21 protein-coding genes are annotated in these 26247 nt (G+C 42.6%); 11 read left to right on the top strand and 10 right to left on the bottom strand.

Annotated features, from left to right (window positions below):
- Nucleotides 1–277: 277 nt before the first annotated feature.
- A complete protein-coding gene (locus I3254_RS06875) occupies nucleotides 278–1948 on the bottom strand; it encodes a fatty acid--CoA ligase (protein ID WP_238052221.1) in 1671 nt (556 codons plus the stop codon).
- 209 nt (nucleotides 1949–2157) lie between these two features.
- Complete coding sequence (locus I3254_RS06870; RefSeq protein WP_346015379.1) at nucleotides 2158–3312, bottom strand: MFS transporter; 1155 nt, start codon at nucleotides 3310–3312, stop codon at nucleotides 2158–2160.
- 572 nt (nucleotides 3313–3884) lie between these two features.
- On the opposite strand from I3254_RS06870, the gene I3254_RS06865 reads away from it, so the two are divergent.
- The 3 genes from I3254_RS06865 (at nucleotide 3885) to I3254_RS06855 (ending at nucleotide 6737) form a co-directional block, all read left to right on the top strand.
- Nucleotides 3885–4817 carry a prolyl oligopeptidase family serine peptidase gene (locus I3254_RS06865; RefSeq protein WP_238052220.1) on the top strand — a complete coding sequence of 311 codons (933 nt, stop codon included), beginning with the start codon at nucleotides 3885–3887 and terminating at the stop codon, nucleotides 4815–4817.
- 294 nt (nucleotides 4818–5111) lie between these two features.
- Nucleotides 5112–5858 (top strand): hypothetical protein, encoded by a 747-nt coding sequence (locus I3254_RS06860; protein ID WP_238052219.1) that lies wholly within the window; start codon nucleotides 5112–5114, stop codon nucleotides 5856–5858.
- Between the two features lie 132 nt (nucleotides 5859–5990).
- Nucleotides 5991–6737 carry a hypothetical protein gene (locus I3254_RS06855; protein ID WP_238052217.1) on the top strand — a complete coding sequence of 249 codons (747 nt, stop codon included), beginning with the start codon at nucleotides 5991–5993 and terminating at the stop codon, nucleotides 6735–6737.
- A 126-nt stretch (nucleotides 6738–6863) separates the two neighbouring features.
- On the opposite strand, the gene I3254_RS06850 is transcribed toward I3254_RS06855, so the two are convergent.
- The 4 genes from I3254_RS06850 to I3254_RS06835 form a co-directional block, all read right to left on the bottom strand.
- Nucleotides 6864–7379 (bottom strand): Rrf2 family transcriptional regulator, encoded by a 516-nt coding sequence (locus I3254_RS06850; RefSeq protein ID WP_238052215.1) that lies wholly within the window; start codon nucleotides 7377–7379, stop codon nucleotides 6864–6866.
- 273 nt (nucleotides 7380–7652) lie between these two features.
- Nucleotides 7653–8906: an NnrS family protein gene (locus I3254_RS06845; RefSeq protein ID WP_238052213.1), complete on the bottom strand. Its 1254-nt coding sequence runs from the start codon at nucleotides 8904–8906 to the stop codon at nucleotides 7653–7655.
- A 315-nt stretch (nucleotides 8907–9221) separates the two neighbouring features.
- Nucleotides 9222–9659 carry a DUF3429 domain-containing protein gene (locus I3254_RS06840; protein ID WP_238052211.1) on the bottom strand — a complete coding sequence of 146 codons (438 nt, stop codon included), beginning with the start codon at nucleotides 9657–9659 and terminating at the stop codon, nucleotides 9222–9224.
- A gap of 59 nt (nucleotides 9660–9718) precedes the next feature.
- Nucleotides 9719–11122: a DASH family cryptochrome gene (locus tag I3254_RS06835; RefSeq protein ID WP_238052209.1), complete on the bottom strand. Its 1404-nt coding sequence runs from the start codon at nucleotides 11120–11122 to the stop codon at nucleotides 9719–9721.
- Between the two features lie 220 nt (nucleotides 11123–11342).
- On the opposite strand from I3254_RS06835, the gene I3254_RS06830 reads away from it, so the two are divergent.
- Nucleotides 11343–11591: a hypothetical protein gene (locus I3254_RS06830; protein WP_057760515.1), complete on the top strand. Its 249-nt coding sequence runs from the start codon at nucleotides 11343–11345 to the stop codon at nucleotides 11589–11591.
- A 288-nt stretch (nucleotides 11592–11879) separates the two neighbouring features.
- Here I3254_RS06830 and I3254_RS06825 read toward each other — a convergent pair whose 3' ends face one another.
- Complete coding sequence (locus I3254_RS06825; protein ID WP_160021172.1) at nucleotides 11880–13358, bottom strand: aldehyde dehydrogenase family protein; 1479 nt, start codon at nucleotides 13356–13358, stop codon at nucleotides 11880–11882.
- A gap of 403 nt (nucleotides 13359–13761) precedes the next feature.
- Here I3254_RS06825 and I3254_RS06820 point away from each other — a divergent pair, with 403 nt between their 5' ends.
- From I3254_RS06820 to I3254_RS06790, 7 genes are all read left to right on the top strand, one after another.
- Entirely contained in the window at nucleotides 13762–14367 is a 606-nt protein-coding gene (locus I3254_RS06820; protein ID WP_238052207.1) for a TetR/AcrR family transcriptional regulator, read from the top strand.
- Nucleotides 14368–14653: 286 nt separating this feature from the next.
- Nucleotides 14654–15865 (top strand): iron-containing alcohol dehydrogenase, encoded by a 1212-nt coding sequence (locus tag I3254_RS06815; RefSeq protein WP_238052206.1) that lies wholly within the window; start codon nucleotides 14654–14656, stop codon nucleotides 15863–15865.
- A 166-nt stretch (nucleotides 15866–16031) separates the two neighbouring features.
- A complete protein-coding gene (locus tag I3254_RS06810; RefSeq protein ID WP_238052205.1) occupies nucleotides 16032–17081 on the top strand; it encodes an NADP-dependent oxidoreductase in 1050 nt (349 codons plus the stop codon).
- A gap of 257 nt (nucleotides 17082–17338) precedes the next feature.
- Nucleotides 17339–18016, top strand: a complete 678-nt coding sequence (locus tag I3254_RS06805; RefSeq protein ID WP_238052204.1) for a type 1 glutamine amidotransferase domain-containing protein — start codon at nucleotides 17339–17341, stop codon at nucleotides 18014–18016.
- A gap of 4 nt (nucleotides 18017–18020) precedes the next feature.
- Nucleotides 18021–18650, top strand: a complete 630-nt coding sequence (locus I3254_RS06800; RefSeq protein ID WP_238052202.1) for a glutathione S-transferase — start codon at nucleotides 18021–18023, stop codon at nucleotides 18648–18650.
- Between the two features lie 382 nt (nucleotides 18651–19032).
- Nucleotides 19033–20721 carry an MFS transporter gene (locus tag I3254_RS06795; protein WP_238052201.1) on the top strand — a complete coding sequence of 563 codons (1689 nt, stop codon included), beginning with the start codon at nucleotides 19033–19035 and terminating at the stop codon, nucleotides 20719–20721.
- 85 nt (nucleotides 20722–20806) lie between these two features.
- The gene (locus tag I3254_RS06790; protein ID WP_238052200.1) at nucleotides 20807–22069 is read left to right on the top strand and encodes an HlyD family secretion protein; all 1263 of its coding nucleotides are present in this window, start codon (nucleotides 20807–20809) and stop codon (nucleotides 22067–22069) included.
- Between the two features lie 142 nt (nucleotides 22070–22211).
- On the opposite strand, the gene pdxH is transcribed toward I3254_RS06790, so the two are convergent.
- The 3 genes from pdxH to guaB all read right to left on the bottom strand — a co-directional run bounded on the left by pdxH (nucleotide 22212) and on the right by guaB (nucleotide 26038).
- On the bottom strand, nucleotides 22212–22880 hold the full coding sequence (gene pdxH / locus I3254_RS06785) for a pyridoxamine 5'-phosphate oxidase (protein WP_238052241.1): 669 nt from the start codon (nucleotides 22878–22880) through the stop codon (nucleotides 22212–22214).
- 105 nt (nucleotides 22881–22985) lie between these two features.
- A complete protein-coding gene (gene glmM, locus I3254_RS06780) occupies nucleotides 22986–24353 on the bottom strand; it encodes a phosphoglucosamine mutase (RefSeq protein ID WP_238052199.1) in 1368 nt (455 codons plus the stop codon).
- A gap of 212 nt (nucleotides 24354–24565) precedes the next feature.
- Nucleotides 24566–26038 carry an IMP dehydrogenase gene (gene guaB / locus I3254_RS06775; protein ID WP_057760534.1) on the bottom strand — a complete coding sequence of 491 codons (1473 nt, stop codon included), beginning with the start codon at nucleotides 26036–26038 and terminating at the stop codon, nucleotides 24566–24568.
- Nucleotides 26039–26247 lie beyond the last annotated feature (209 nt).

The following is a 26247-nucleotide window of genomic DNA, read 5'->3' as shown; positions in this document are numbered from 1 at the left end:
ATGTTATTTTATAATCGAGATATTTATAAGCTAGATAAGGTATTGGCCTCGCTATATACGTTATCCGTGTGCGATTACCACTACCAACTCTACACTGATTTTATGGTAGTAGACAGTGCCTTTATAAATACTGGTCATCCTTGCCAGAATTAAAAAACCGATACGATATGTATCGGTTTAAAATGTAGCAGAGCCTATCGGAAAGGTCAACTATTAAGCGTGTAATACGCGCTACATTTTGACGAATACAAATATTTGAACATTTAACTAATACTAATTATATCTCAGTTTGATTGGCATACATCTCACGCATGACTTTTTTGTCATGTTTACCAACGGAAGTTTTGGGTAGCTCATCAACGAATTTAAACTGACTTGGCACGCCATACTTAGGAATGATACCGCGCTCTACCGCTTTTTCTGCAATCGCTTTGATATCATCAGCACTAGTATCCTTAGCATCAGGCTTTAGCACCACCAAAGCCAACGGACGCTCACCCCATTGCTTATCACGCACCCCAATCACTGACACATCAGCCACTGACGGATGTAGTGATAAAATGGTCTCAATCTCTAATGATGAAATCCACTCACCACCTGATTTGATCACGTCTTTTAAGCGATCGGTGATTTTAATATAGCCATCAGGACGTATGTACGCAATATCTTGGGTATGCATATAGCCATTTTCCCACAGCTCTTTGCCAGCGTCGTCGTTTTTAAGATAGCTTTGGGTCAACCAAGGCGCACGTAATACCAGCTCACCTGTATTTTCTGGCCCAGTTCCCACTGACTTGTTGCCTTCGCCCCATACCTGAGCATCGACCATAAGTACGGGTTTACCTGTCATACAACGACGGGCAATGTCTTCTTCTTCAGTCATTTCAGGCTCATCGAGACTAAAATCCGTTAAGCTAATAAGCGGGGCGGTCTCTGACATCCCGTAGCCTGTGTAAACTTCAATGCCTTGTGCCATCGCCGTTTTGGCTAGACCTTCGGTCAATCTTGAACCACCAATAATCATTTTTAGACCATTAAAGCTAGCGTCGCGGTCTTGTGCTTCTTTGAGTACCATTTGCAAAATCGTTGGTACACAATGGGTGATACTGACCTTTTCATTGACAATTAAGTCCATCAACGTATCAGGCGCATAACGACCTGGATAGACTTGCTTTAAACCGACCATCGTTGCTGTAAACGGAAAACCCCATGCATGCACATGGAACATTGGCGTCATCGGCATATAAACATCACCATAGCTTACGCCTTGCTTATCAGGCAGCATACCCAAGGTTGCCGCTTCTGCTAGTGTATGTAGCACTAGCTGACGATGACTAAAGAAAACCCCTTTTGGATCACCTGTCGTGCCTGACGTATAAAAGGTCGTCGCAATGGTATTTTCATCAAAATCTGGGAAATAAAAATCGCTATTGGCAGCTTCTAATAGCGCTTCATATTCGCCTGTGACACGGCTTTGATTACTACCAAAGATACCTTCAGCAGTGACACCGTTGTCATCAAGCCAGATAATATGCTCAATACTTGAGTTCTCGAACTGATAGTCTTTCACCAATGGCGCAAACTCAGAGTTGAGCATGAGCACTTTGGGCTTGGCATGGTTGATGGTGTAGAGGATTTTTTCAGGTGATAAACGGATATTGACTGTCTGTAAAACATACTCTGACATTGGCACGGCAAAATAAGACTCAAGATAGCGATGACTGTCCCAATCCATCACGGCAACCACATCACCTGCATCAAGCTTTAAGTCTGCCAATACATTGGCCAAACGATTGATCCGCTCAAACAGCTCTTTGTAAGTCAGGCGCTTTTTGTCCGCATACACAATCTCTTGATCTTGCGATACCGTTTTTGCACGGCTTAATAATTGCTTGACCAGTAATGGATAATCGTAGGCAGATGGTGCACTGTGATAAATGTTTGACATAGATTTGACTTCCTTGTTTGTCGTACTTATAAGGGATAAATAACAATAATAATCAAGTTAATAGCAGCATAAAATCTACTGCGCTAACCATTTTAATTTTTATAATAACATCGTTATTGATAGTAAGAAAAAAGCGGCGCTGTGTAAAGCGGTCTTACATTAAGTATCATAAGATGGCTAACTAAACATATGCTATATTAGACAGCCAATCACTTTGCCCGTACTGTGGTTTTAATCATTCCAAAACTGGCTATTAATAACGCCATTACCTGCACAAACAATAACAACCATACGGTAAGAGACCACTGCCCTCGCGCATAAGCTATGCCACCCAGCCATGCCCCTAGCGTACCGCCTGTATAGTAGCCCATATAATATAGACCCGAAGCTAATGAGCGACCCTTTTTCACATTGACCGCGATATAGCTGATGGTCGCCGACTGCGTGATAAATACACCTGACGACATAATAGCCAGTCCTATAATCACCCCCCATAATGGCGTGACCAAAGTTAATAACAATCCAACCATAGATACGACGATAGCTACCCGTACTGTACGCGCTGAGCCGAACCGTCGTAGCAATGTCGTAGATAATGGCGTGATAATAACACCAAGCAGATACACTGCAAAAATATTGGCGAGCGCACCAGTACCAAGCTCATAAGGCTTATCTGCCAAATGTAAATTGATAAAAGTGAAGCAGCCTACAAGGGAGAACAGTACGCAAGCGCCAAGCAGACATGCTGTTACCACATAGCGATTGGTGACATGCTCACCCAACGTCTGTATTGCTGAGCGAAAATTAGGATTGGCCACAAAGTGACGAGACGATGGTAGCATCTTGCCGACCCATATCGCCCCTAGTAGCGTCATCGCCGTCATCACATAGTAGCCATGACGCCAGCCTATCAACTCATGCAAATGCCCTAACAAGAACCGACCCATAAAGCCGCCAAGCACGCATCCTGACACATAAAAGGACATCAGCTCAGTCATTGCCCGGCCCTCAAACTCCTCACCGATATAGGCAATTGTCACCACCGTAATACCCGGTACGGACAGTCCTTGCATGAAGCGCCAAATGCCGACCCATTCAATGCTCGAGCTCTGGGCAATGAGCGCTGTCGGTATCGCTAAAAACAATAAAGCACCAACGATAAATGACTTGCGCCCGACTGCATCTGAGAGCATGCCTAGAAATGGTGACATAATGGCAATGGCTAACACAGTGGCACCAACGATCATGCCAGCCTGTACTTCGGTCGCAGCAAAGTCAACCATCATGACCGGTAGCACCGCTTGGATAGAGTACACTTGCAAAAAAGCAAACATGCCTATCAGGCCAATTGTGAGCTTCAATATCCACGACGTTGAATGATTGGAGGGAGCTGGTGGCACAGCTGTTATATCTTGGATCTGATCTTTAGAATTATTCACAGGGGATCTGACTATATTGGTTATACCATGACTGTAAATGATAACCGTCACTGGCGTGGATGGTAGAGAGGAATAACGGTGATTTATGCTAAATGTATAAGCAAAAGCACCATTATTAAACGATAAATGCTTATCATAATGACAAGCAAATTATGGTAGCACATTCACTAATATACTCAGGTTTAAAAGTGTTATTGCCTCTTGATAGATTCTTTATTTGGATTCGAGATTACCGTAGAAAAACTTGACTAGGAATCACATTTCGACTTGAGACGGTGAAGACAGTTTTCGACTCACGAGGTCAAGATCAACGTTACTTTTACTGCATATACAGGATAGTATGGTTAGATGCTATTAACGCACTTGCTACGCATTTAGCTTCTTTAATGATTGATAACGTTGACAGTTCACAATCATTACCTGCGTCTATCTTTTCTAGCCTAGAGACGTGCACGACCACACAACCTTTTAGAATAAAATTTACTATGACGAAAAATATGGTGCTTTCAAAACTTATTATCGCGATGTGTACATTGGTTTTCTCTACGATGGCCATAGCAGAAATAACTGTGTCCGAAACTAGCGTTAAAAGTCTCAATCCAGTTGGATCAACACTCGACGCTACAAACTCATTAGCGGTAGTAGACTGTATAAAGGATGACGCTATCACTGCTACTGAGCTCACTAAAACACGCGATAATGGTCCGTTTTCTGTAAAGTCCAAGCATGTGAGTCGCCAATCAGCCAATGGCTTTGGTGGCGGTACCATACACTATCCAACGGATACTGCTAACTGTGGTCTACTAGGTGGTATCGCGGTAGTGCCAGGTTACGTGTCTTATGAATCTTCTATCAAATGGTGGGGACCGCGTTTGGCCTCTTGGGGATTTGTCGTTATTACTATTAATACTAGCTCCATTTACGATAACCCAGATAGCCGTGCTGAGCAATTGAGCGCGGCTCTCGATCATCTCATCGCTGATGAAACAGTAGGTCATATGATAGATCAAAATCGTTTGGGCGCGATTGGCTGGTCAATGGGCGGCGGCGGTGCGCTACGATTGGCAACTGAGCGCAGTACGGTGCAAGCCATCATTGCACAAACACCCTATCACGATACGAGCTATGGCGCGATGGATACGCCTGCTCTATTCATCGCTTGTGAAAACGACCGTATCGCCCCGAATAAAAAATATACCAATACCTTTTATCAAAAAGCTGACGGTCCAAAAATGAAGGTCGAGATTAACAACGGCAGTCATTTCTGTGCCAGTCATCGTTTTAACGAAAAGCTATTGAGCAAGCCTGCTATCGCATGGATGCAGCATTATATTAATGGTGATACCCGTTTCGATAAATTCTTATGTGGCAATGACAGCTACAAAGACGATACTCGTATCTCAGCCTATGATTACGAAGACTGTTTATAAGCTATTTTTTAATCTACTTACGAAAGGAAGAACAGCTTTCACTGTTAATGATGACATTTGAATAACAACTCTTTTTTATTTTTACACATTTACATTGCTTCTATCTTTTTTCTTACAGACTTTACTCCCATAAAAATTAATAATCATATAGTCAATCCTCTATCAATTGGATACGGTGTCAGGCTCGCTTAGTCTACAACTTGTAGTACTTTCACTCGCCTGCCTTGTATCCAAATTATATTGAACCGACTATAGCGTGCTACAAATAAATGAACGATTAAGGAGCAAGTTTTGATGACTGATGAAATGTATGATTTGGGTGCAGGATTTTGGAGTATTCGAGGCTCATTTATTAAAAATGGCATACTTGATATTGGGGTTCAATGTGCGCTCATAAAACTATCATCAGAGCGATTTATCTTTTTAGATAGCTATACATTAACTGGTGATGTGCGTCAGCAAGTCATGGCATTGACCAATGACGGTCAAAATGTCGAAGCTGTCCTCAATGTTCATCCATTTCATACAGTACACTGTGCTCAAATGGCCAAAGACTTTCCGCAAGCAATATTCTATGGGAGTAGCCGACATCCAGAGCAAGTACCTGAAGCCAACTGGGCAGACGACTTGGTCGAAAGCGATGCCGTTGCTGCGCGCTACCCTGAACTCAAATTTTCTATCCCTCAAGGCATCCATTATATCTCACCTGACGAGACGGTTCATGCCAGCTCCTTATTGGTCTATCATCCTGCCAGCCAAAGCATTTATGTCGATGATACCTTTGAGATACCCCCTTCCAAGTTGTTGAACGCCGTGCAGCCTAACCTAGGCTTACACCCTACTACCAAAAAAGCGCTCAAAGATGAGCCAAACGCAGCTAAGCACTATTGTGATTGGGCAGTAGAGCTAGCACACGAGTGGCGCGATGGTCGTCATTTTTGCGGTGCGCATTCGGGATTGGTGATATTTGAGGAAGGTCAATTTGAGTCAGCACTTATATCAGCGATTGATTTGGCTCGCCCTGAGCTTGAGAAGGCATAAAAACAAACATAAAGGCGTAAAGAGTTAGAACACATACCATTAAAACAGCTCGAAAGATGAAGCTTACAGTGAAAAAGTAGCTTTGTTTTATTTACATACTTTATTTAATTTACTAGACGAGGAAAATTATAAATGACTGATCATATTCATGATTTAGGCGCGGGGTTTTGGAACATACGCGGAACATTCCGTCTCGGTGGTGTGTTAAATATTGGCACTCAATGCTCTCTGATCAAACTACCATCAGGGAAATTTATCTTTTTGGACAGTTACGCCCTAACGGGTGATGTTCGAGATGAGGTCATGGCACTCACTAACAATAGTCAAGATGTCGAAGCGGTGCTGAACGTACATCCTTTTCATACAGTCAGCTGTGCTCAAATGGCCAAAGACTTCCCGCAAGCCACCTTTTATGGCAGTAGCCGTCATCATAAAAAAGTACCAGAAATCGATTGGGCAGATGACTTGGTTGAAAGTGACGCAGTCGCTGCACGCTATCCTGAGCTTAAGTTTTCAATGTCAGAGGGCATTTATTATATATCGCCTAATGAAATGATTCATGCAGGCTCTCTATTAGCCTATCATCCTGCCAGTCAAAGCTTGCACGTAGATGATACTTTTATGAGTCCACCAACGAAGTTATTAGAAGCTGTATTGCCTGAGCTAATACTACATCCTACGACCAAAAAAGCACTGAAAAACGAGCCAAATGCTGGCGCGCAATATTGCGACTGGGCGACCAATTTGGCTCATGAGTGGCGTGACGTACGCAATTTCTGCGCTGCGCACTCTTATCTTGTTCAGTTCAAAGAAAGTGGGTTTGAGAAAGCACTGGTGAAAGCCGTTAAGAAAGCACGTCCAAAACTAGAAAATGCTTAATTTCTCACACCTTAGACATATATGTTTGATAAATATAAAAACGGGTCGCTATTACTGTATTTACTAGTGTAGCGACCCATTTTTGTGAGCTGGTTATAATCGTATCGAAGCTATTACCGAAACTTATTATCGAAACAGCAAAGTAGCTAACTCATCTTCATTGTTAAGAATATCTGCCAATGTATAACGCTCAAGCACATTGACAAATGCGGTGAGTGCTTCAAAAAACACGCTTTTTAGCTGACAGGCTGGACTAATCACGCAGCCTAGTGATTTATTCTTTTCTTCCTCAATGAATATCACTGGCAAATCCGTCTGATGAACGCCCTGCTCACTATCCTTATGAATCACTGGTACGGCAAAGCACTCTACCAGATTAAAATCAGGCTCTATCTGTTTGATCAATATGCCCAAATTTATATCTTTAGGTGCACGTGCCAATCGTATGCCGCCATTTTTGCCGCGCACACTTTCTATATAACCCAGTTGGCCCAACTGATGAATAATCTTGGTCAAATGACTTTTAGAAATACCATAGCTGTCAGCGATATCGCTAATATTAGCCAATAATAATGGATCTGGTCTCACGGCTAAATAAATCAATGAGCGTAGCGCATAGTCACTATAATTGGTCAGTCGCATGTACTTGCGCTCCTATTTTTATAAATTTTATATATTAAGCTAGGGCGTGTCATCAATTAGATTATGAGCATTAAAATAAGATAAATTCATGCTAAATAAGGAAAAGTTCGCAGTGAATATGAACATATTGACAAGAACTTTGACACAGTTTAGCCATTTTAAGGCCATAAATTGCATCAATGTGCTAATTGATGACACTCCCTAGACAAAGTAAGTCGCATTTTTGGTAATAACATTTGGACAAGCATTTGTAAACAGTATCGTTAGCCCGCTTTAACCAAATAAACCGTCAGGCCGAGGACGTGCCAGCATTGGCAGATAACTGATGCAAAATAGCACAAAACACGCAATCCAAGCACTTTGCGCCATCATAATCCACATTAGGTAATGACTCATATCTACTAACGGTAATAGTACGCGGTTGATAAATACTAAGACCATCAAACCGTACATCACGTTTACCGTTTTTGGCGGTTGATGAATACTGCGACCCGTATGTCCCAGAGATACTCTAGTCATCATGGCTAACGTCATCATACCAACACCAGAAATCGCCAGTCCATGCATAGCGATGCTGTGCGGATAACCGAGCCAAGGTTGTAGTGCATACAATAAGAAACTCAAACACATGCCCAAAAACGCAATACACAACGACCAAAGCAATGGCTTTTGCCAAATACCTTGATGATACCATCCTATCAGACGAACGATATTAATCACTGCTACACCGAGCGCGGTAACCGTCAGCAAATATTTATTTGGATAAAACACATCACTAATAAAGAAAGCCAAGAAAAATACTAAGCTTGCGATATCTTGTCCTTTACTATTACGTAGCTTAACGGGTTCTGACTTTTCCATACCTATACCCATACTGAGACCGCGTTCAATAAAAAATGGTACCACGCGTCGGCCAATCGTCAGCACGAGTCCGATAATCAAATAAAACCCCAGATAAATACCTATCTTGGTTGTGTTCATATCAGCATTGATAATGCCCCAATAGCAAAGTCCGTTACCAAAGGTCAATAGTGCCAGTTTTGCCAAGATACCCGTTTGCTTATATTGTTTAACTTGCCATACTGCTCGACATATTACATATGCCATCGAGGCGACAAATACTACATCAAAAATGGCTGCTATATATAGCCACGAGATACTATCACCTATGAGCGTCATGCCAAGCCCAAAACCCAACCAGCTCAGACGTGCCAGCAACCAACAGATAAAGATACCTAGCAATTTATAACCATGCGGCATCATCACCCCTGTCCATGTCTGGACCGCGGTTAGCAAAAACCCGGCTGCCACTGCCAAGGCATAACCATACACCATTTCATGGCCATGCCAGTATAACGGGTTCAAAACCTGTGCATCGATATCCGTGTGACCAGTAAACATAAACGCCCATAGCAGCATCGTTACTACGGCAAATAGCGCAGCAGCACTAAAAAATATGCGAAAGCTTAAATTAAGGATAGGATGCGGAGAGCTTGGTGGTTTTCTAGGTAACTTGATAGATTGCATAGCCATCTTCTTAAAGAATATAGATGGCTTTAATTATAACATTCATTTTAAATGAACTTTATAAATCTTTAGTCTGATTATTGAAATATTCTATCCATTAAAGTGCAGCGCCTACGGAAATCTCTAGAAGCAAAATCTCAAGTATAGTTGAATTCAAATAATTTCGATACAAGGAAACCGAGCGCAAGTTATACATTAGTATGCTTAGCGAGGATGACGATGTAGCGGATTTATATGGATTTGACTATATAAAAATAGAGAAAGCAATCTGTCTGTTCTTTAGCTATTATTTAGACATGACTTAGTCAATACCACTTACAACTGTAATACCGCGATGACTAACGATATGACCACTATCGCCGTGACATACTGCCTAACTTTAAAATATGTGTGACTGATAATCTGCGCTTGATGAAGGCTATAATCAATAACCAACAGACTTATAAACCCAATCACTAATAGCCAAATAAAACTGCTGGCTGATAAGATTAAAAACCCAAGCCAAAGGCCAAGCGCAATGACATTGCTATATAATGGAAGCCTAACTGCCCACTTATTGTCTTCAGCTAAATCTAAATGATTACCCCAATGCGCACCTGCCATAAATGAGCCAATCACTAGTCCATAAGCACTCAATACATCGAGTACTGAACCAAGCATAGGCACGGTAACAACGTCTATCATCAGCAAAAATGCACAGGCGACAAACGGAATAGCACCTGCAAAAGTGAGATAAGGACTGGGCTTTTTCATTGTTTAAACCTATCTTATGATTAGTCTAATAATAGTTGTCACCTGTTGAGTGGAGGTTTTCAACATACATTAATCACTCTTTTGAGTGTTGCTTGCCACTGACGGATAAATTCACCGTTTGGATCGTATTGCTGGGTTTGCTTGTCGAGATTAAACTGTCTGCATCCTCTTGGATCAGCGCCGACGCCTGCCAAATATTGCCAATTACCCCAATTACTGCCGACATCGTAATCAACAAGATGTTGCTCAAAGTAAGCTGCCCCGTAACGCCAATCAAGCCCTAGCTCGTGAATAAAGCAACTGGCAACCAGTTGTCGCCCGCGATTCGACATATAGCCTGTCGTGCGCAATTGGTTCATGCAAGCATTGACGATAGGATACGGTGTCGTACCATTTTTCCATTGTGCTAACAGACTCTCAATCAATTGAGTTGAAGGCGCGTGCTGAGCGATTCCTTTAAACCAAAATAACTTTTTCTGGTGGGTAACAGCATACCAATAGAAATACTCACGCCACAGCAGCTCAAACCATATCCAGTAGGTAGAATCATTTGCGATCATATCGCGCTCATAACGACGTAGACGATTTAATACTGTGTTTACAGATAGCGATCCGTTTGCAAGCCAAGCGGAGAACTTCGTAGAATGTGTCCAGTAATCTAGCGCGTTTCGGGTAGTTTTATAAGTGCTGGGCGCATCGGAGTCAAAATAGCTATGTAAGTGATTCAGGCCATTTAACTCACCACCTCTAAAACTGGATAGCTGCTGTGATGGTTTATCATGCCCTGCCTCATTAGACAACTGAGATTCAAAAAAGTACTCGTTCCTACTATGCATATTGTCAGGTAATGGAGCAAGTGATTCTGGCGTTGGATAAATTACTATATCTTTTTCTGCATGTAGCAAATCATAATCAGTTTCGATTTGTTTACGAAATTGCGTAAAGCTTTTGGGCAACTGCTCTAACGGTAACTCATCAAACAAAGTTGCCGTTGTTTGAATGTGCCACTGTATCTCTGGATATTTCACCTGTAGAAGGTCATATACTTTGTTTTGATTATAATCTGCCGTTTGACTGATGCAGATATCTGTCACTTGTTGCTGCGCTATTAGATCATTCAACTGAGTAAAGACGTCCAATGCTTCATCGTCTTTCTGTAAATAAAGCAACCTATTACCCCGCTGCATCAATGACGCATTTAAATCAGCTAGGCTCTCATGCAAAAACTGCTGGCGGGCTTGGCCCATAGCCTCATAGCGATAGGCATCGTAATGGTCTTTATTATCTAATATATCTGTCAACGATGACGCGTAAACCAATAGCAGCTTTCCATTAATGGATATCTTAGATGCTTTCAATAAAGTGGCATTGTCCGCTACCCGCAAGTCATTATGGAATAGCACCAATGTGACATTTCTGTTCGCTGAGTTATTCTCTGAGTTGTTCGCTGCCTGATTTGACATATTTTATCCTTCTGGCTGTTTAGCGCTTATCTATTATTTTTAATTTTTAATATTTAGTCTTTAGTCTTGAAATATCATATACAGTGTAAAACATACTTAGCATTCAACTATGATGCGAGCCTAATACTTGTAAGGCAATGCGCTCAGCCCCAGAAACCACTTATAAGCATTGACTCTCATGTGTCTGACTGCTTAAATGGCTTACCTCTAGGAGAACATCATGACTCAAAATAATACTACGACTGAAGAAAATAAATCAGATGAAAAGCGTAAACTTATTAATCGATTTTTGATGAGATTGACAAAGGAACAGCCTCAAATGTATTACGCGACCACCTCTGAGATATCGCGGAGTATTCATACAATGATAAAAGAACATACCAATCGCTTGTCAGTAGAAGAGCAAGCACTGGTAAGACGGATGACGATGGAAGAAATTGAAGGATTACTTGGCTTTCATGCCAGATAACTTATTGACTAGCTTTCAAATATATCGCTCTCAGTAAAACACTGAATGTCTCACAAAAAAAGACCGCTATCAAAGCGGTCTTTTTTACTAGGGCGTGTCCTCATTTTAAAAATGGTGATAAAAATGAGATAAATTGCCGTCAAACGAGGAAAATAGTGCAGATAATATCGAGATATTGACCAACTATTTGACGATGTTTGGCAAAATTTAGCTGTTTTTAGCCCATTTAGAGGGCACTCGTTTGAATTGAGGACACGCCCTAGCTATTAGCATTCTATTTTAGGACAATTAGAACGGATATTCACGTGGCTCATTTTGCATTGAGATCCAATGTGTTCTGGTGAATTCTTCTAGTACCCACTCACCGTTGAAACGGCCGATACCTGAATTTTTCTCACCACCAAAAGCCACGTTACTTTCATCGTTTACTGGAATATCATTTATATGGGTCATACCTGCTCGGATACCACGAGCGAAACGTAAACCTTTTTGCATGTCTGCGGTAAACACCGCACTAGATAAGCCATACATAGAATCATTAGCTATCGACAAAGCATCCTCTTCATTTTTGGCTCGAATAATGCCTATCAATGGTCCAAATATTTCATTATAGGCAATATCCATCTCTCTAGTAACTTCGGTAAAGACATGGGGCGGGACTAATTGACCATTGATTTCACCGCTCAAGAGCATTTTTGCGCCTTCTTTCTGTGCCTCATCAATCTTATCTCTAAGTGACTGAACTTGTTTCTCATTGATGATTGGGCCAATAGCAGTACCTTGATCGTTAGGATCACCTACCTGTAACGTTTTGACATGAGACAAGAAACGCTCTACAAACTCATCGTACACTTCATTTTCAACAATAATTCGGTTAATAGCCATACAAATCTGGCCTTGATGCAAGAACTTACCGAACACGGCTGCTTTTACTGCCTGATCAATATCTGCATCCTTGAGTACAACAAATGGACTGTTTCCACCTAACTCAAGTGCCACTTGTTTGATATGCTCACCACCATTAGCTAGCTCACCGATGTGTTTACCCACTGAAGTTGATCCTGTGAATGACACAAAACTTGATGCTTTGTGTTCAACGATTGCATCGCCTATCTCGCTACCTGAACCCACAACCACGTTTAACAGGCCTTTTGGTAGACCTGCTTCTTCAAACACTTTTGCAAGTAACAGACCACCTGTCACTGGCGTATCGCTAGCAGGCTTGAGTACCACTGCGTTACCAAGTGCTAAGGCAGGCGCGATAGAGCGCTGCGTTAAGTGTAGTGGGAAGTTCCATGGGCTAATGACAGCGACAACACCGATTGGCTCACGATAAATGAAGTTTTCTTTACCAGGGGTGTTCGATGGGCGAATCTCACCATGGACGCGATTAGGGAATGTCGCTGCTTCCAGGGTAATCGCACGCGTTGCACCGAACTCGACCATGGCTTTGATACGAGTACTGCCCGACTCTTTGATTAGCCAATCAACGATTTCTTCTTGGCGCTGATCCAGTATGTTGACCACTTTATATAATACTGCGGCACGCGCTGCTGGTGTCTGCTTGGCCCACGCTTCTTGAGCTTGGGTCGCAGCATCATAAGCTTCGTTTAACTGATCTTTGGTGGCTTGTTGGATCTCTACAAGCGTATCACCGTTATATGGGTTGGTATTGGTGTTGGTGCTATCGTCTTTACCAGTCTGCCATTCACCAGCGATAAACTGCAAATGGAAGTCACTGTACGCACTCGTAGTATTGGTTGACATAATCATCCTTATTTTTAATTTGTTGTGTTGAGTATTGGTTTTCGATTATTAAAATAAAATTATTAAGTCGGCGATATCATAATGAGAAAATATCTGGCAAATAGTAAGTCTGAAATCGTTACCGAGCTATCAATCAATAGTCATCAATTAAAAAAAGCTCTAATGAAAAATGATCTTTAGCAATAAATACTAACGGTAACGGATAACAACAAAACCCACCTTGATAGACGACTGGTCTAATGCTACCATAGCTATTAATAAAACAGGACTATTTTTTCAGCCAATATTGTCGATAAAACGTAACACATATAAATATATAGCATTAGAATATGCCATCGACATGACGCTCAAATGAAACCTGACGACCCTATTACTACGATTATCAAGGGAGAAAATTCTATTTATGTCTAATATCACAGACACTAGCACCACACCCGATACCAAAGCTCATTTGCTTGCCACTGGTTACCAATTAATAGCCAAAAAAGGCTTTACCGCTGTCGGCCTCAAACAAATCTTAGACACAGCTGGCGTGCCTAAAGGCTCTTTTTATCATTATTTTGCCTCAAAAGAAACCTTTGGTGAGGCCATCATCAATCATTACTTCAGCTTATATAAAGCTCGTCTTGATATCATCGATGCACAAAATGTGAGCGCCCAGCAAAAGCTATATGATTACTTCCAAAACTGGTACGACACCCAGCAGAACGGCTGTGATCACGAGAAATGCTTGGTAGTGAAGCTAAGCGCAGAAGTGGCTGATATATCAGAAACCATGCGTAAAGCACTTGATACCGGCTATCAACAAACGACCATGTGGCTCGCCGAGCAGATCAAGGCAGGCTGGATAGATGGGTCTGTACCTCGCCACAACAATATATCAGCTGAGAGTATGGCCAAACGTTGGTATTTCGCGTGGCTTGGTGCCAGCCTAATGGCTAAGATCAGCCAAACGAATACGCCCCTAGCGGAAATTTGGCAAATGACGACGACTCAGATGGGACGTTGATAATAAGATAATAAACAGTAACGTTCTCGGTATTACAGCCTCCTCCCTAAATTGGGGGCTTATGTTTGCGCCCACACATCATATTTTTATTTAGAAACCTAATGCTTGGTAAAAACGTTGTATGAGAGTTTTGTAATCATTTATAAACAACCACTAGACGACTGGTCTAATTGGTGTACAATGCGCATCAAGCATTTAGAGCAAATGCAAAATAAGCATTGCTTACCACTCATTGTTTAACGTCAACATATTTGGCGGAACCATTTTTATCAACATTAGGAATTTTATGAATAACTTTCAATATTACAATCCAGTCCGCATCGTTTTTGGTGAAGGTCAAATCGAACAATTATCAGACCTAGTCCCTACCGATGCGCGTGTCCTCATTACTTATGGTGGTGGTTCAGCACAGCGTACTGGTACTTTAGACGAAGTAAAAACTGCATTAGCGGCAAGCGGTAACCGTACTGTATTTGAATTTGGTGGCATTGAAGCTAACCCAGAATTCACCACATTACTTAAAGCCGCTGATATGGTTAATGAGCACAACATCGACTTCTTATTAGCAGTTGGCGGTGGTTCTGTGATTGACGGCAGCAAATTTGTCGCACTCGTTTCTTCATTAACTGAAGAAGACGGCACTGTCTCACGTGACCAAGCTTGGGATGCCTTAACTGGTTATTGCAAAAACATCGATTCTGCTGTCGACTTGGGTGCTGTATTGACTATCCCAGCAACAGGTTCTGAGATGAACTCAGGCGGCGTGATCAACTATAGCGAACGTCAAGCAAAACTACCATTTGGTAACCCACTTGCCTTCCCTAAATTCTCAATTCTAGATCCAATCAAGACACTTACCTTGCCTGAGCGTCAGGTTATGAATGGTGTGGCTGATGCATTTGTTCATGTAATGGAACAATATCTGACTTACCCAGTAAACGCTAAAGTACAAGATGCCTTTGCTGAAAGCTTGCTTAAAATCCTTATCGATGAAGGTCTAGTTGTTAAGCAAGATCCAGAAAACCTAGAAACACGTAAAAACATTATGTGGACAGCAACCATGGCATTGAACGGTCTGATCGGTACTGGTGTACCACAAGACTGGACAACTCACATGGTTGGTCATGAGCTGACGTCACTACACGCTATCGATCATGCACGTACGCTAACCATCGTATTACCATCAGTCATGCGTGAGCTGAAAGAAAGCAAAAAAGAAAAACTGCTTCAATATGCGCGTAACGTATGGAACATTACCGATACTGACCTAGATGACGATGCGATCATCGAAACGGCTATTGTTTACACTGAAAACTTCTTCCGCGAGCTTGGCTTGCCAGTTAGCCTAGAAGATGTTGACTTGACGGAATCAGCGATTGATCCAATTATCAAGCAGCTTGAAGTGCATAACATGGTTAAGCTTGGTGAACATGGTATCAACGACCTAGAAGTATCACGTCGTATCTTGCAGCGTGCTGTGACTAGCAAAGCGTCTTAGTAAGCGCTATAGCAAGAACTGTCAGAACATTATAAGAAAAATCGCGACAGTAACAATAACTACATATCGTTATGCTATTTATAGTAGTGGCTATTCCATGCTGAGTAGCTACTACTTTTAACACCCCTATAATAATGACAATTAATAAATATAAAGGAGTCCTACTATGAGCTTCGATAAAGAGCAGAATCAACAAACCAACCGTCAAATCAAACTTGCCAGCCGCCCGAACGGCGAACCAACCGCTGACAACTTTGACATGACAACCAGCGACATCCCAACGCCAAACGATAACGAGATGCTACTACGCACTGTATATCTATCACTAGATCCATATATGCGTGGACGTATGAGTGATGCCAAGAGCTATGCAGACCCATTAGAAGTCGGTGACGTCATCATGGGTGGTACCGTGGCACAAGTGGTCGAGTCAAATATCGATAGCTTCGCGGTAGGCGACTTAGTCGTATCAAACTCAGGCTGGCAGGACTACAGTGTCAGTGATGGCGAAGGCGTCTTGAAACTAGACAAAAACATGTCTAACCCTTCTTATGGTTTAGGCGTGTTAGGTATGCCAGGGTTCACCGGTTACATGGGTCTGACTGATATCGGTAAACCACAAAAAGGCGAAACTTTAGTTGTGGCAGCAGCAACTGGACCCGTCGGTGCCACTGTCGGTCAAGTGGGTAATCAATATGGTCTGCGCACTGTCGGTGTGGCAGGCGGCAAAGAGAAATGCGACTTTGCAGTCAATGAGCTTGGCTTTGATATCTGTATCGATCACAAAGCTGACGACTTCGCTGAGCAATTAAAAGCAGCATGTCCAGATGGTATCGACATCTACTATGAAAACGTTGGCGGTAAAGTATTTGATGCGGTAATGCCGTTACTTAACGACCACGCACGTATTCCAGTATGTGGTCTGGTATCGCAGTACAACGCCACTGATTTACCGGATGGCAAAGATCGCCTAGGTATGTTGATGGGTCTTATCTTAAGTCAACGCCTAACTGTCAGAGGTTTCATTATCTTTGAAGAGTACGGCGACCACTTTCCAGAGTTCTTAGAAACTATGAGCAAATGGGTAGAGTCAGGCGAAGTAAAAACCAAAGAGCACATTACTGACGGTCTAGATAATGCCCCAGATGCATTTGTCAGTATGTTAAACGGTGATAACTTTGGTAAAACCGTAATCAAAGTATCTGACGTTAAATAGTTATTGGTTAAACATTGACTAGTTAAGCTGCTGCTGACAGTTAGCAATCGTTATGAATAACTACTTAACAACATAAATTGCTAATATTACTACTGAAAGTTGCTCACAAAGCAGGAATAATGCTAACAGTCATTATGTGCATTTAGGCTAATTAAGTAAAACTAGGCTAATTAAGTAAAGCAGATAGTGATGCAACGTAAAACTTATGACTGTTGGCTATATAGTTACTAACACATAAATAATAAACAAGGATAATTATGAACATTTTAATGGTACTAACTTCTCATGACCGTTTAGGCGATACTGGCAAGAAAACTGGCTTTTGGCTAGAAGAGTTTGCAGCTCCTTACTATGCGTTTCTCGATGCGGGTGCCAATGTTACTCTAGCGTCTCCTGCAGGTGGTCAGCCACCACTAGATCCTAGTAGCGATACTGAAGATACACAAACCAAAGATACCAAGCGTTTTAAAGACGACAAAGAGGCGCAAGAGCACTTGGCCAATACCAAGAAACTTGCTGACATGAAAGTAGAAGATTTTGATTCAGTCTTTTATCCAGGTGGTCACGGTCCATTGTGGGACTTGGCAGTAGATAAGAACTCTATCGAATTGATCGAGAATTTCGTCAAGCAAGACAAGCCTGTTGCCTTTGTTTGTCATGCACCTGGCGCGCTTAAAAGCGTCAAAGTTGATGGCGAGTACTTAGTAAAAGGTAAAACCGTTACTGGCTTTACCAACTCAGAAGAAGAAGCGGCTGGCTTAACAGACGTGGTGCCTTTCTTAGTAGAAGATGTCTTGAAAGCCAACGGTGGTAACTATGAAAAAGCGGCCGATTGGGAATCGTTTGTCGTGGAAGATGGTTTATTGATCACTGGTCAAAACCCAGCATCTTCAGAAGAAGCGGCTACGCGTTTGATCAACAAGCTCAAAGGTTAATATCATGATTCGCTTACATCACCTTAATCAGTCACGTTCGTTGCGTACGCTTTGGCTCTTAGAAGAGCTAGGCGTGCCTTATGAAGTGGTCAGTCATCAGCGCGATGCCAAGACTCATTTGGCACCAGATTCCCTGAAGGCAGTTCACCCACTCGGTAAATCTCCAGTTATCGAGATGGACGGCCAAATTTATGCTGAATCAGGGGCCATTACTGAGTTACTGATTGAGCGATTTGCGCCCGAGCGTCTACGTCCTGCGACAGACAGCTCGGACTATGGGTATTATCTACAGTGGATTGACTTTGCAGAAAGCTCGCTGATGTTGCCATTAATGCTTGAGCTATTTACTAATAAAGCAGGCATCAATGACAATGAGTTTTTGAATGGCTATATCGATACAGAAAAAACCAGATTGTTTGAATATCTGGATGCTTCGGTTAAAGGTAAGTCGTTCATTGTGGGTGATAAGCTAAGCGGTGCTGACTTTATGTTGTCATTTGACTTAATCATTCTCGCTAAGCGTCAAAAACTCGACGCTTACCCGAATATCAGGCAGTATGCTGAAGCGCTTGCCAGTCTCGATAGCTATCAGCGCGCTATGCAGCTAGAGGCTAAGTACGACCAATCCGTTTAGCATTGCATCATAACTGACAGACCAATTTTCCGATACACACAAACAGCTCTGTATAGAGCTGTTTTTTATGCGTGCTTTATTTTATGATTGCATGAGTAACCATCGAATTATAGTCATCAATGTCATATGAGAGCATTAAACTATAGAGCAACCAAACAAATTGCTCAGCACCATCCATGAATTACGTGTCGATGACAAAAGCACGATAAAAGTTATGATAAAATCCTTTCTGAATTTTTTGGGTTATCTTTCCAGTTTGACCAGCATTTATATCAGTAACTCCGCTGTTTTTAAGCTATGAACATTCATCGTACTGACCTGATTTTGCGTCTGGAATCTGTTCTATGCCATTCTATTTCCTTATACAGATTATGGTACGTCCATGAGTAATGAATATCAGTTTAAGCCCCACGAACAACCGATAATGGTGGGCTCTCCTGCCAATCCTGATCATCCTGCACGCCGCAAATTATTTTACTTACTGATCGGAATTTTCGTTGGTCTCACTGCCAGTTTCCAAAACGGTCTGCTCGTCGCAAATCTTACTCAAATTCAGGGTCAACTGGGCTTAACGCCAGCTGAAGGTGGCTGGATATCTGTTAGCTATAATATGACCAATGCCTGTATCACCGTTCTGCTGTACAAAATTCGCCAACAATTTGGTATGTCACTTTTTAGCAAAATCACCCTGTCATTTTTGTTAGCCGCCACCAGTCTACAGTGGCTGATCAGCAGTCACTTGTTAGACACACCTAATATAGGAATTGAGCCTTATTACCTAGAGATTGTCGCCAGGGGACTTAGTGGTATGGTGGCAAGTGGCATGACCATTTTAGGGTTATTCTACTGTTTGCAAGGCATGCCAACCGTCAAGCGGACCAGTGGCTTAATATTGGGTTTTGGCTTGGTGCAGTTTGGTATTCCATTATCACGAATCATCTCGCCCTATCTCGCCATCGACGGTCAGCTTGAAAATTTATTTTTATTTCAATTTGGTTTGGCACTGATTTGTTTTGGGCTGATTAATATATTGGAGCTACCGCCAGGTAATACCGAAAAAGTATTTGAGAAACTCGATTTTTTAAGCTTTGCCTTTTTTGCGAGCGGTTTGGCGGCACTGGCTGTTATTTTGGTACAAGGTAGGATTTTATGGTGGACGACGCCTTGGCTCGTCTATCCACTTATGATTGCTATTGTTGGGATTGGCATCGCTCTATGGATTGAAACACATCGCAAAAACCCAATGCTACAAGTCCGCTGGATGCGTAGCCGCAATATTATTGCCTTTATGATTACTGGCGCAGTCATGCGAATTTTGCTATCTGAACAAAATGTCGGTGCTGCAGGCCTACTTGCTAATTTGGGTTATGGTAACGATCAGCTGGTTACTTTTTATGCTGTCATAATGGCTGCCAGTGTGTTGGCTTTGGTGATTAGTATTTTTAGTACCAATCCAATGGACTTGCGCCGTCCCGTTATTTTTGCAGTGGCATTGATTGCCTTAGGTTCTTGGATGGACGTTGGGGTCTCTATCAACTCCGCACCCTATATGTTTTATATTAGCCAGTTTTTGATTGCATTTGCCGCGGTATATTTCATGGGACCTTTGGTTTTCGAAGGATTCTTGCGGGCTATTGCTAGTGGCCCTGCTTATATCATTAGTTTTTCGGTTATCTTTGGTATTTCCCAAACGGTTGGTGGACTGGCAGGTGCAGCGGCTATTCAGGCATTTACGACCATTCGTACACAAGTGCATTATGCAGATATGGTCAGCTCACTGAATTTGGGTGATCCTACGTTCAGCGCTCAAATTGCCAGTACTCGTAGTGTATTGTCAAACCAAACGACGGACGCAGCGCAAGCGAATGTGGCCGCGATGAGCCAAGTGTTGCAAGGGATTCAACGCCAAGCAACTGTCTCCGCTTATAGCGATTTGTTTTTTTTGATGGCCAGTTTTGCTACTTTCGTTACAGCCATTTTATTGATCAATTATTTTTATAACCGTTACCACAAGCGTAATCCACTTGCTAAAGAACTTGCGGTTATTGCAAAAATGCGTGAACCAAAATAACTTAGCTTATTCTATTAATCATGTTTCACCCTGTTCGTTTATAGCCAGTCTATTTTAATATTTATTAAAAATTTAGGAGCACGTCATGAGCCAAGAAAAACCAAATGAGCTTAATCAAATACCTCAGACGTCCACTGGCGCTCCAGCAACAGACACACCTATAGCGTCCGATATAAGTAAAGAAGAGTCTGCTGCAACCTCTTCGCCATCAGCAACTAAGACAGCAGAAGGTGATATAGAAAACAGTACAGACAGCAATGAACCACCGATGCCGCCAAAAGAGCCAATACCCGATACTACTGGTTGGTCGCCCAAGAAAAAATCCTATCTAAACTTAGGCTTATTAATTTTATTGATTGTCATTGGCGTGGCATTGATTTTGTATGCATGGAAGCTTCCACCGTTCACCCCAACGGTACAGCAAACCAATAATGCTTTTGTCAAAGGTCAGACGACTATTATTAGCCCGCAAGTTTCTGGCTATGTCACTAAGGTAGCAGTGCAAGACTTCGCCAACGTAAAAGCGGGCGACTTACTCATAAAGATTGACGATCGAACCTTTCAGCAGCAGCTCGAACAAGCACAAGCGAATACCGAAGTAGCTCTTACTAACCGCTCTACTAATGAGCAAGATACGCAAACCAGCCAAGCACAAATTGAAGCACGTAGAGCTGATTTATATAGTGCCAAAATCAATGTGGAGAGTGCACGTGAAGATGTTAACCGTTATCAAGGTTTAGATGCTATTGGTGCGGTATCTAAAGCAGAAGTTGCTCATATCAAGGCGCAATTGGCTCAAGCGCAGGCAGGTGTACAGCAAGCAGAGGCTAATTTGCAAGCCGCTCAAGAAAACCGTGAAAAGACCAGTGGCAGTCGCTCATCGCTGGACGCAAATATTAAAAACGCTGAGGCAGGCGTCAAGCAAGCGCAAATCAATCTAGACAATACTATCATCACTGCGCCTGAATCTGGCCAGCTAAGCCAAGTCAGTGTCAAAGAAGGTCAATACGTTAGCGCTGGTACGCAGCTCATGTATATCGTGCCAAAAGGTATCTGGATTATTGCAAACTTTAAGGAAACTCAAATAGCCAATATGGCAATAGGCGAGCCTGCGACCATTCATGTCGATGCGCTTGGCGGTGCCAAATTTACGGGGCACGTTAGTAATATCTCGCCAGCGACTGGTAGCGAGTTTAGTGCTGCTGCAGCCAACCCCGCGACAGGTAACTACATAAAAATTGCTCAACGTATTCCTGTACGCATCGACCTAGACCAAAACCAGCCTGAGCTTGTACGCTTACGCCCTGGCATGTCAGTCTCAGTGGATGTCGATACCAATATTAAATGAAAGGTTGAATAAAAAGCTAAATAAAAAATAATGTCAGATAAGGTAAATAGCTAACGTAAAAAAGCCACTCTAGGCACCAAAAAAATTGGATTTAGAGTGGCTTTTTAAGTTTTATGTAATCTATCGCTTGAGGCTACAGCAACTATGGTAGTAAGCGCTTGGTTGTCCAGCTTGTATGGCCTTTATCGCCTTCATTGTCGTCGCTACTCTGCGTATACACAATTCGGTCATGCATCCGATTAGCGCGACCTTGCCAAAACTCGATACTTTCAATCGTAATCTCATACCCACCCCAAAACTCTGGTGTTGGCACGGTAGTATTGTCAGGGTGCTCTGCTTGAAGCTGTTCAAACGTTTGCTCCATGACTTCACGATTGGCCACTTCACCACTTTGCGGTTGACTGACCCAAGCTCCTACTTGGCTATCGTGCGGACGCTTTTGGAAGTAGGCAGCCGATTTATCAGCAGCAATTTTAGCGATACTACCGCTAATACGGACTTGACGCTCCAGCTCATGCCAAAAGAATAACGCTTCGGCATTAGGGTTTTCTGCAATATCTTGCCCCTTTGCGCTTTCATAATTGGTATAGAAAACGATACCTGTCTCAGTAATCTCACGTAGTAACACAATACGGACGCTAGGCTTATTGTCTGCGCCACACGTTGCCAAACTCATTGCATAAGGCTCTTGAACCTTTTGCGCTAACGCTTCATTCATCCAAGCTTTAAAAAGCCCGAATGGTGACGTTGGTACTGACTGTTGGTCAAGCTCACCTTTCTCATATGAGAGACGTTGGTCGGTAAAGTCCATGCTCATGGCAACTCCTTATTTGAAAACTTTAATGTTGTTGTCTTAAATACCGGTCATTTAGATACCGGTCATTATCTTGAATACCACTTATTGCCTTAAATGCTATTAGCCTAGTACCGACTTTATAAGATCAGCTAAATCATTAGCCATTACATCACATTCTATTTCATCATCTGACTCAACCATCACGCGAATCATAGGCTCTGTACCTGACTGACGTATCAGAAGACGACCACGACCCTCTAGCGTTGCCTGTGCTTTATCAAAAGCAGCAACCAACTCCTCATGTTTGAATGGGTCTTGCATTTGAGATAAGCGTACATTGACTAGCTTTTGCGGTAACACTTCAAAACCTTCAACAAGCTCACTTAGCGCACGCTCTCTGGCTTGCATGACTGCCAGTACTTGCAAGCTAGCAATGATAGCGTCCCCTGTGCGACTTTTATCTAAGCATAAGATATGACCAGATGGCTCACCGCCCAATATCCAGCCATTAGCTTCTAAATCCTGCATCACATAGCGATCACCCACTTTTGCACGGGTAAATTGAATACCTGCATCTTTTAGCGCCAGCTCTAACCCCATGTTGCTCATGAGCGTGCCGACAACACCTTCAGCTTTGGTTTTACCTTGAGTAGCAAGCACATATAAGATACCGTCGCCGTCGACTAGCTTACCCATCTCATCAACCATTACGATACGGTCACCATCACCATCTAGTGCAATACCGACATCTGCGTCATGCTCAAGCACAGCCTTTTGTAAGCTTTCAGGATGGGTAGAACCACATTCAGCATTGATATTGATACCGTCTGGCGTGTTATTGATGGCAATCACGTTTGCCCCCAACTCGCGCATTACTCTAGGTGCTACGCTATAGCCTGCGCCATTGGCACAATCCACTACTACCGTCAGATGACTGAGATCATATTGATAAGGGAAGCTGCCTTTGCAAAATTCAATATAGCGACCTTTAGCATCATCAATACGATTGTTTTTACCTAAATTTGCAGGATCAAGAATAGGCATCATAGCAACGTCACTACTAACGTCGTTCATAATTGCTGTCAATTTATCATTGATTGCAGTTTGCATCTCATCACTTATCTTTTTGCCGTCACCTGAGAAAAACTTGATGCCATTATCATAATAAGGGTTATGCGAGGCTGAGATAACCACGCCGGCATCTGCATTAAAGCTACGGGTCAAATGCGCAATCGCTGGAGTCGGCAATGGACCAAGCATATAAACATCGACACCAGCCGCATTAAAACCTGCTTGTAATGCTCCCTCTATCACATAGCCTGACAGACGCGTATCTTTACCAATCACAACACTTGGCTTACGCGTAGGATTTTCATTTTTTTCTATGAGAACAAGCCCAGTGACGTAGCCTAGTTTTAAGATAAAGTCCGGTGTAATTGGTAATTCACCAAATTTTCCACGAATTCCATCAGTGCCAAAATAGCTCATTATGTGTTCCTCAAGTCAAAAAAATAAAAGGCCAAACGTATACGCAGGCAATACTATTGTTGTAATAATCTGTTTCTGTATTTTACAAAAAAAACAGCCAACAATAACAGAGCATTGTTGGCTGTTTGTATCTTAAGCTCGCTGCAGCCTTACGTCTCAGCTAACATTAATACGATTTAAATCTACAAAAGAGAAGTATTTCACGGAACGCTCTAGTTCACTCGATAGTTCGGTGCTTCTTTAGTGATTTGCACGTCATGCACATGCGATTCTTTCATACCCGCTGAGGTTACTTTGATAAACTGCGGATTGGTACGCATATCTTCAATCGTGGCAGAACCCGTATAACCCATTGATGAACGTAAGCCACCAACCAACTGATTAACGATACCCGCAACTGGTCCTTTATAAGGAACACGGCCTTCGATACCTTCTGGTACTAGCTTCTCTACGCCGTCTTTTGCATCTTGGAAGTAGCGGTCTGAAGAACCGTTTGATCCTGACATTGCACCCAAACTACCCATGCCGCGATACGCTTTATAGTAGCGACCTTGGAACAGCTCAACTTCACCTGGTGCTTCTTCCGTACCAGCCATTAGCGAACCAACCATGATGCATGATGCACCAGCAGCGATTGCTTTTGCCATGTCACCTGAATAACGAATACCACCGTCAGCAATCAATGGAATACTGTCTTTTAGGGCGCTAGCAACATTATCAATGGCTGATATTTGTGGCACACCGATACCTGCGATAATACGCGTGGTACAGATAGAACCAGGGCCGATACCTACTTTTACTGCATCAGCACCTGCGTCACGTAAAGCGATTGCAGCTTCACCTGTTGCGATATTGCCACCGATTACTTGCACATGCGGGTAGTTTTTCTTAATCCAAGATACTTTATCGATCACGCCTTTTGAGTGACCATGCGCAGTATCAACGACGATAACGTCAACGTCAGCAGCGATTAATGCTTCAACGCGTGCTTGCGTGTCTGCGCCTGTACCAACAGCTGCGCCAACACGTAGGCGACCTTGCTCGTCTTTACAAGCATTTGGATTGTTTTCAGCTTTGGCAAAATCATTAACAGTAATCAAACCACGCAGGCGGAAGTTATCGTCAATAACGATGACTTTTTCGATGCGATGCTCATGCAACAATCTTTTGATATTTTCGTTGCTTTCACCTTCATGCACAGTTACTAGCTGCTCTTTAGGCGTCATGATCTGGCTAACTGGCAATGACAAATTGGTCTCAAAACGCCAATCTCTATGAGTAACAATACCCACAACGTTATCTGTGCCTTTTTCGACCACAGGCACACCTGAGATATTATTATCTTGAGTCAAACGCAGCAATTCACCGATGGTCATCTCTGGATGCACAGTGATAGGGTCAACGACGGTACCCGCTTCAAATTTTTTGACACGGCGTACTTGTGTGGCCTGCTTTTCGATGTCCATGCTCTTATGCAAAATACCCATGCCACCAAGCTGTGCCATAGTGATAGCCATTTCAGACTCAGTCACAGTATCCATCGCCGCAGAGATTAGCGGAAGATTAAGTGTGATGTTTTTGGTCAAACGAGTAGACAGATCAGCAGTTTTTGGCAGAACTTCAGAATAGGCTGGTAATAATAAAACGTCATCAAAGGTTAAGGCTTCATCGACAATTCGCAACATACAGACCCCTAGTGGTGGTTATTTTGATGGGTAGGAGCTCAGGGTTAAGCGTATCAATCATTGCAGCTGCAAGCACAGTGCCGATTCATCGCCAACCACTCAGTTATCCTATAAAAATAACGCCACATTATAACAAATAAGCGCCTCGCTGACACACTATATTTGTCAGATTATTTTACACAAGTGCGTCTTTATCGATAACAATCATG

This window comes from Psychrobacter sp. Ps2, assembly GCF_022129405.1.
Taxonomy (GTDB): Bacteria; Pseudomonadota; Gammaproteobacteria; order Pseudomonadales; family Moraxellaceae; genus Psychrobacter.
The sequence above is the reverse complement of the archived record's forward strand: the minus strand, read 5'-3'. Positions and strand labels throughout refer to the sequence as shown.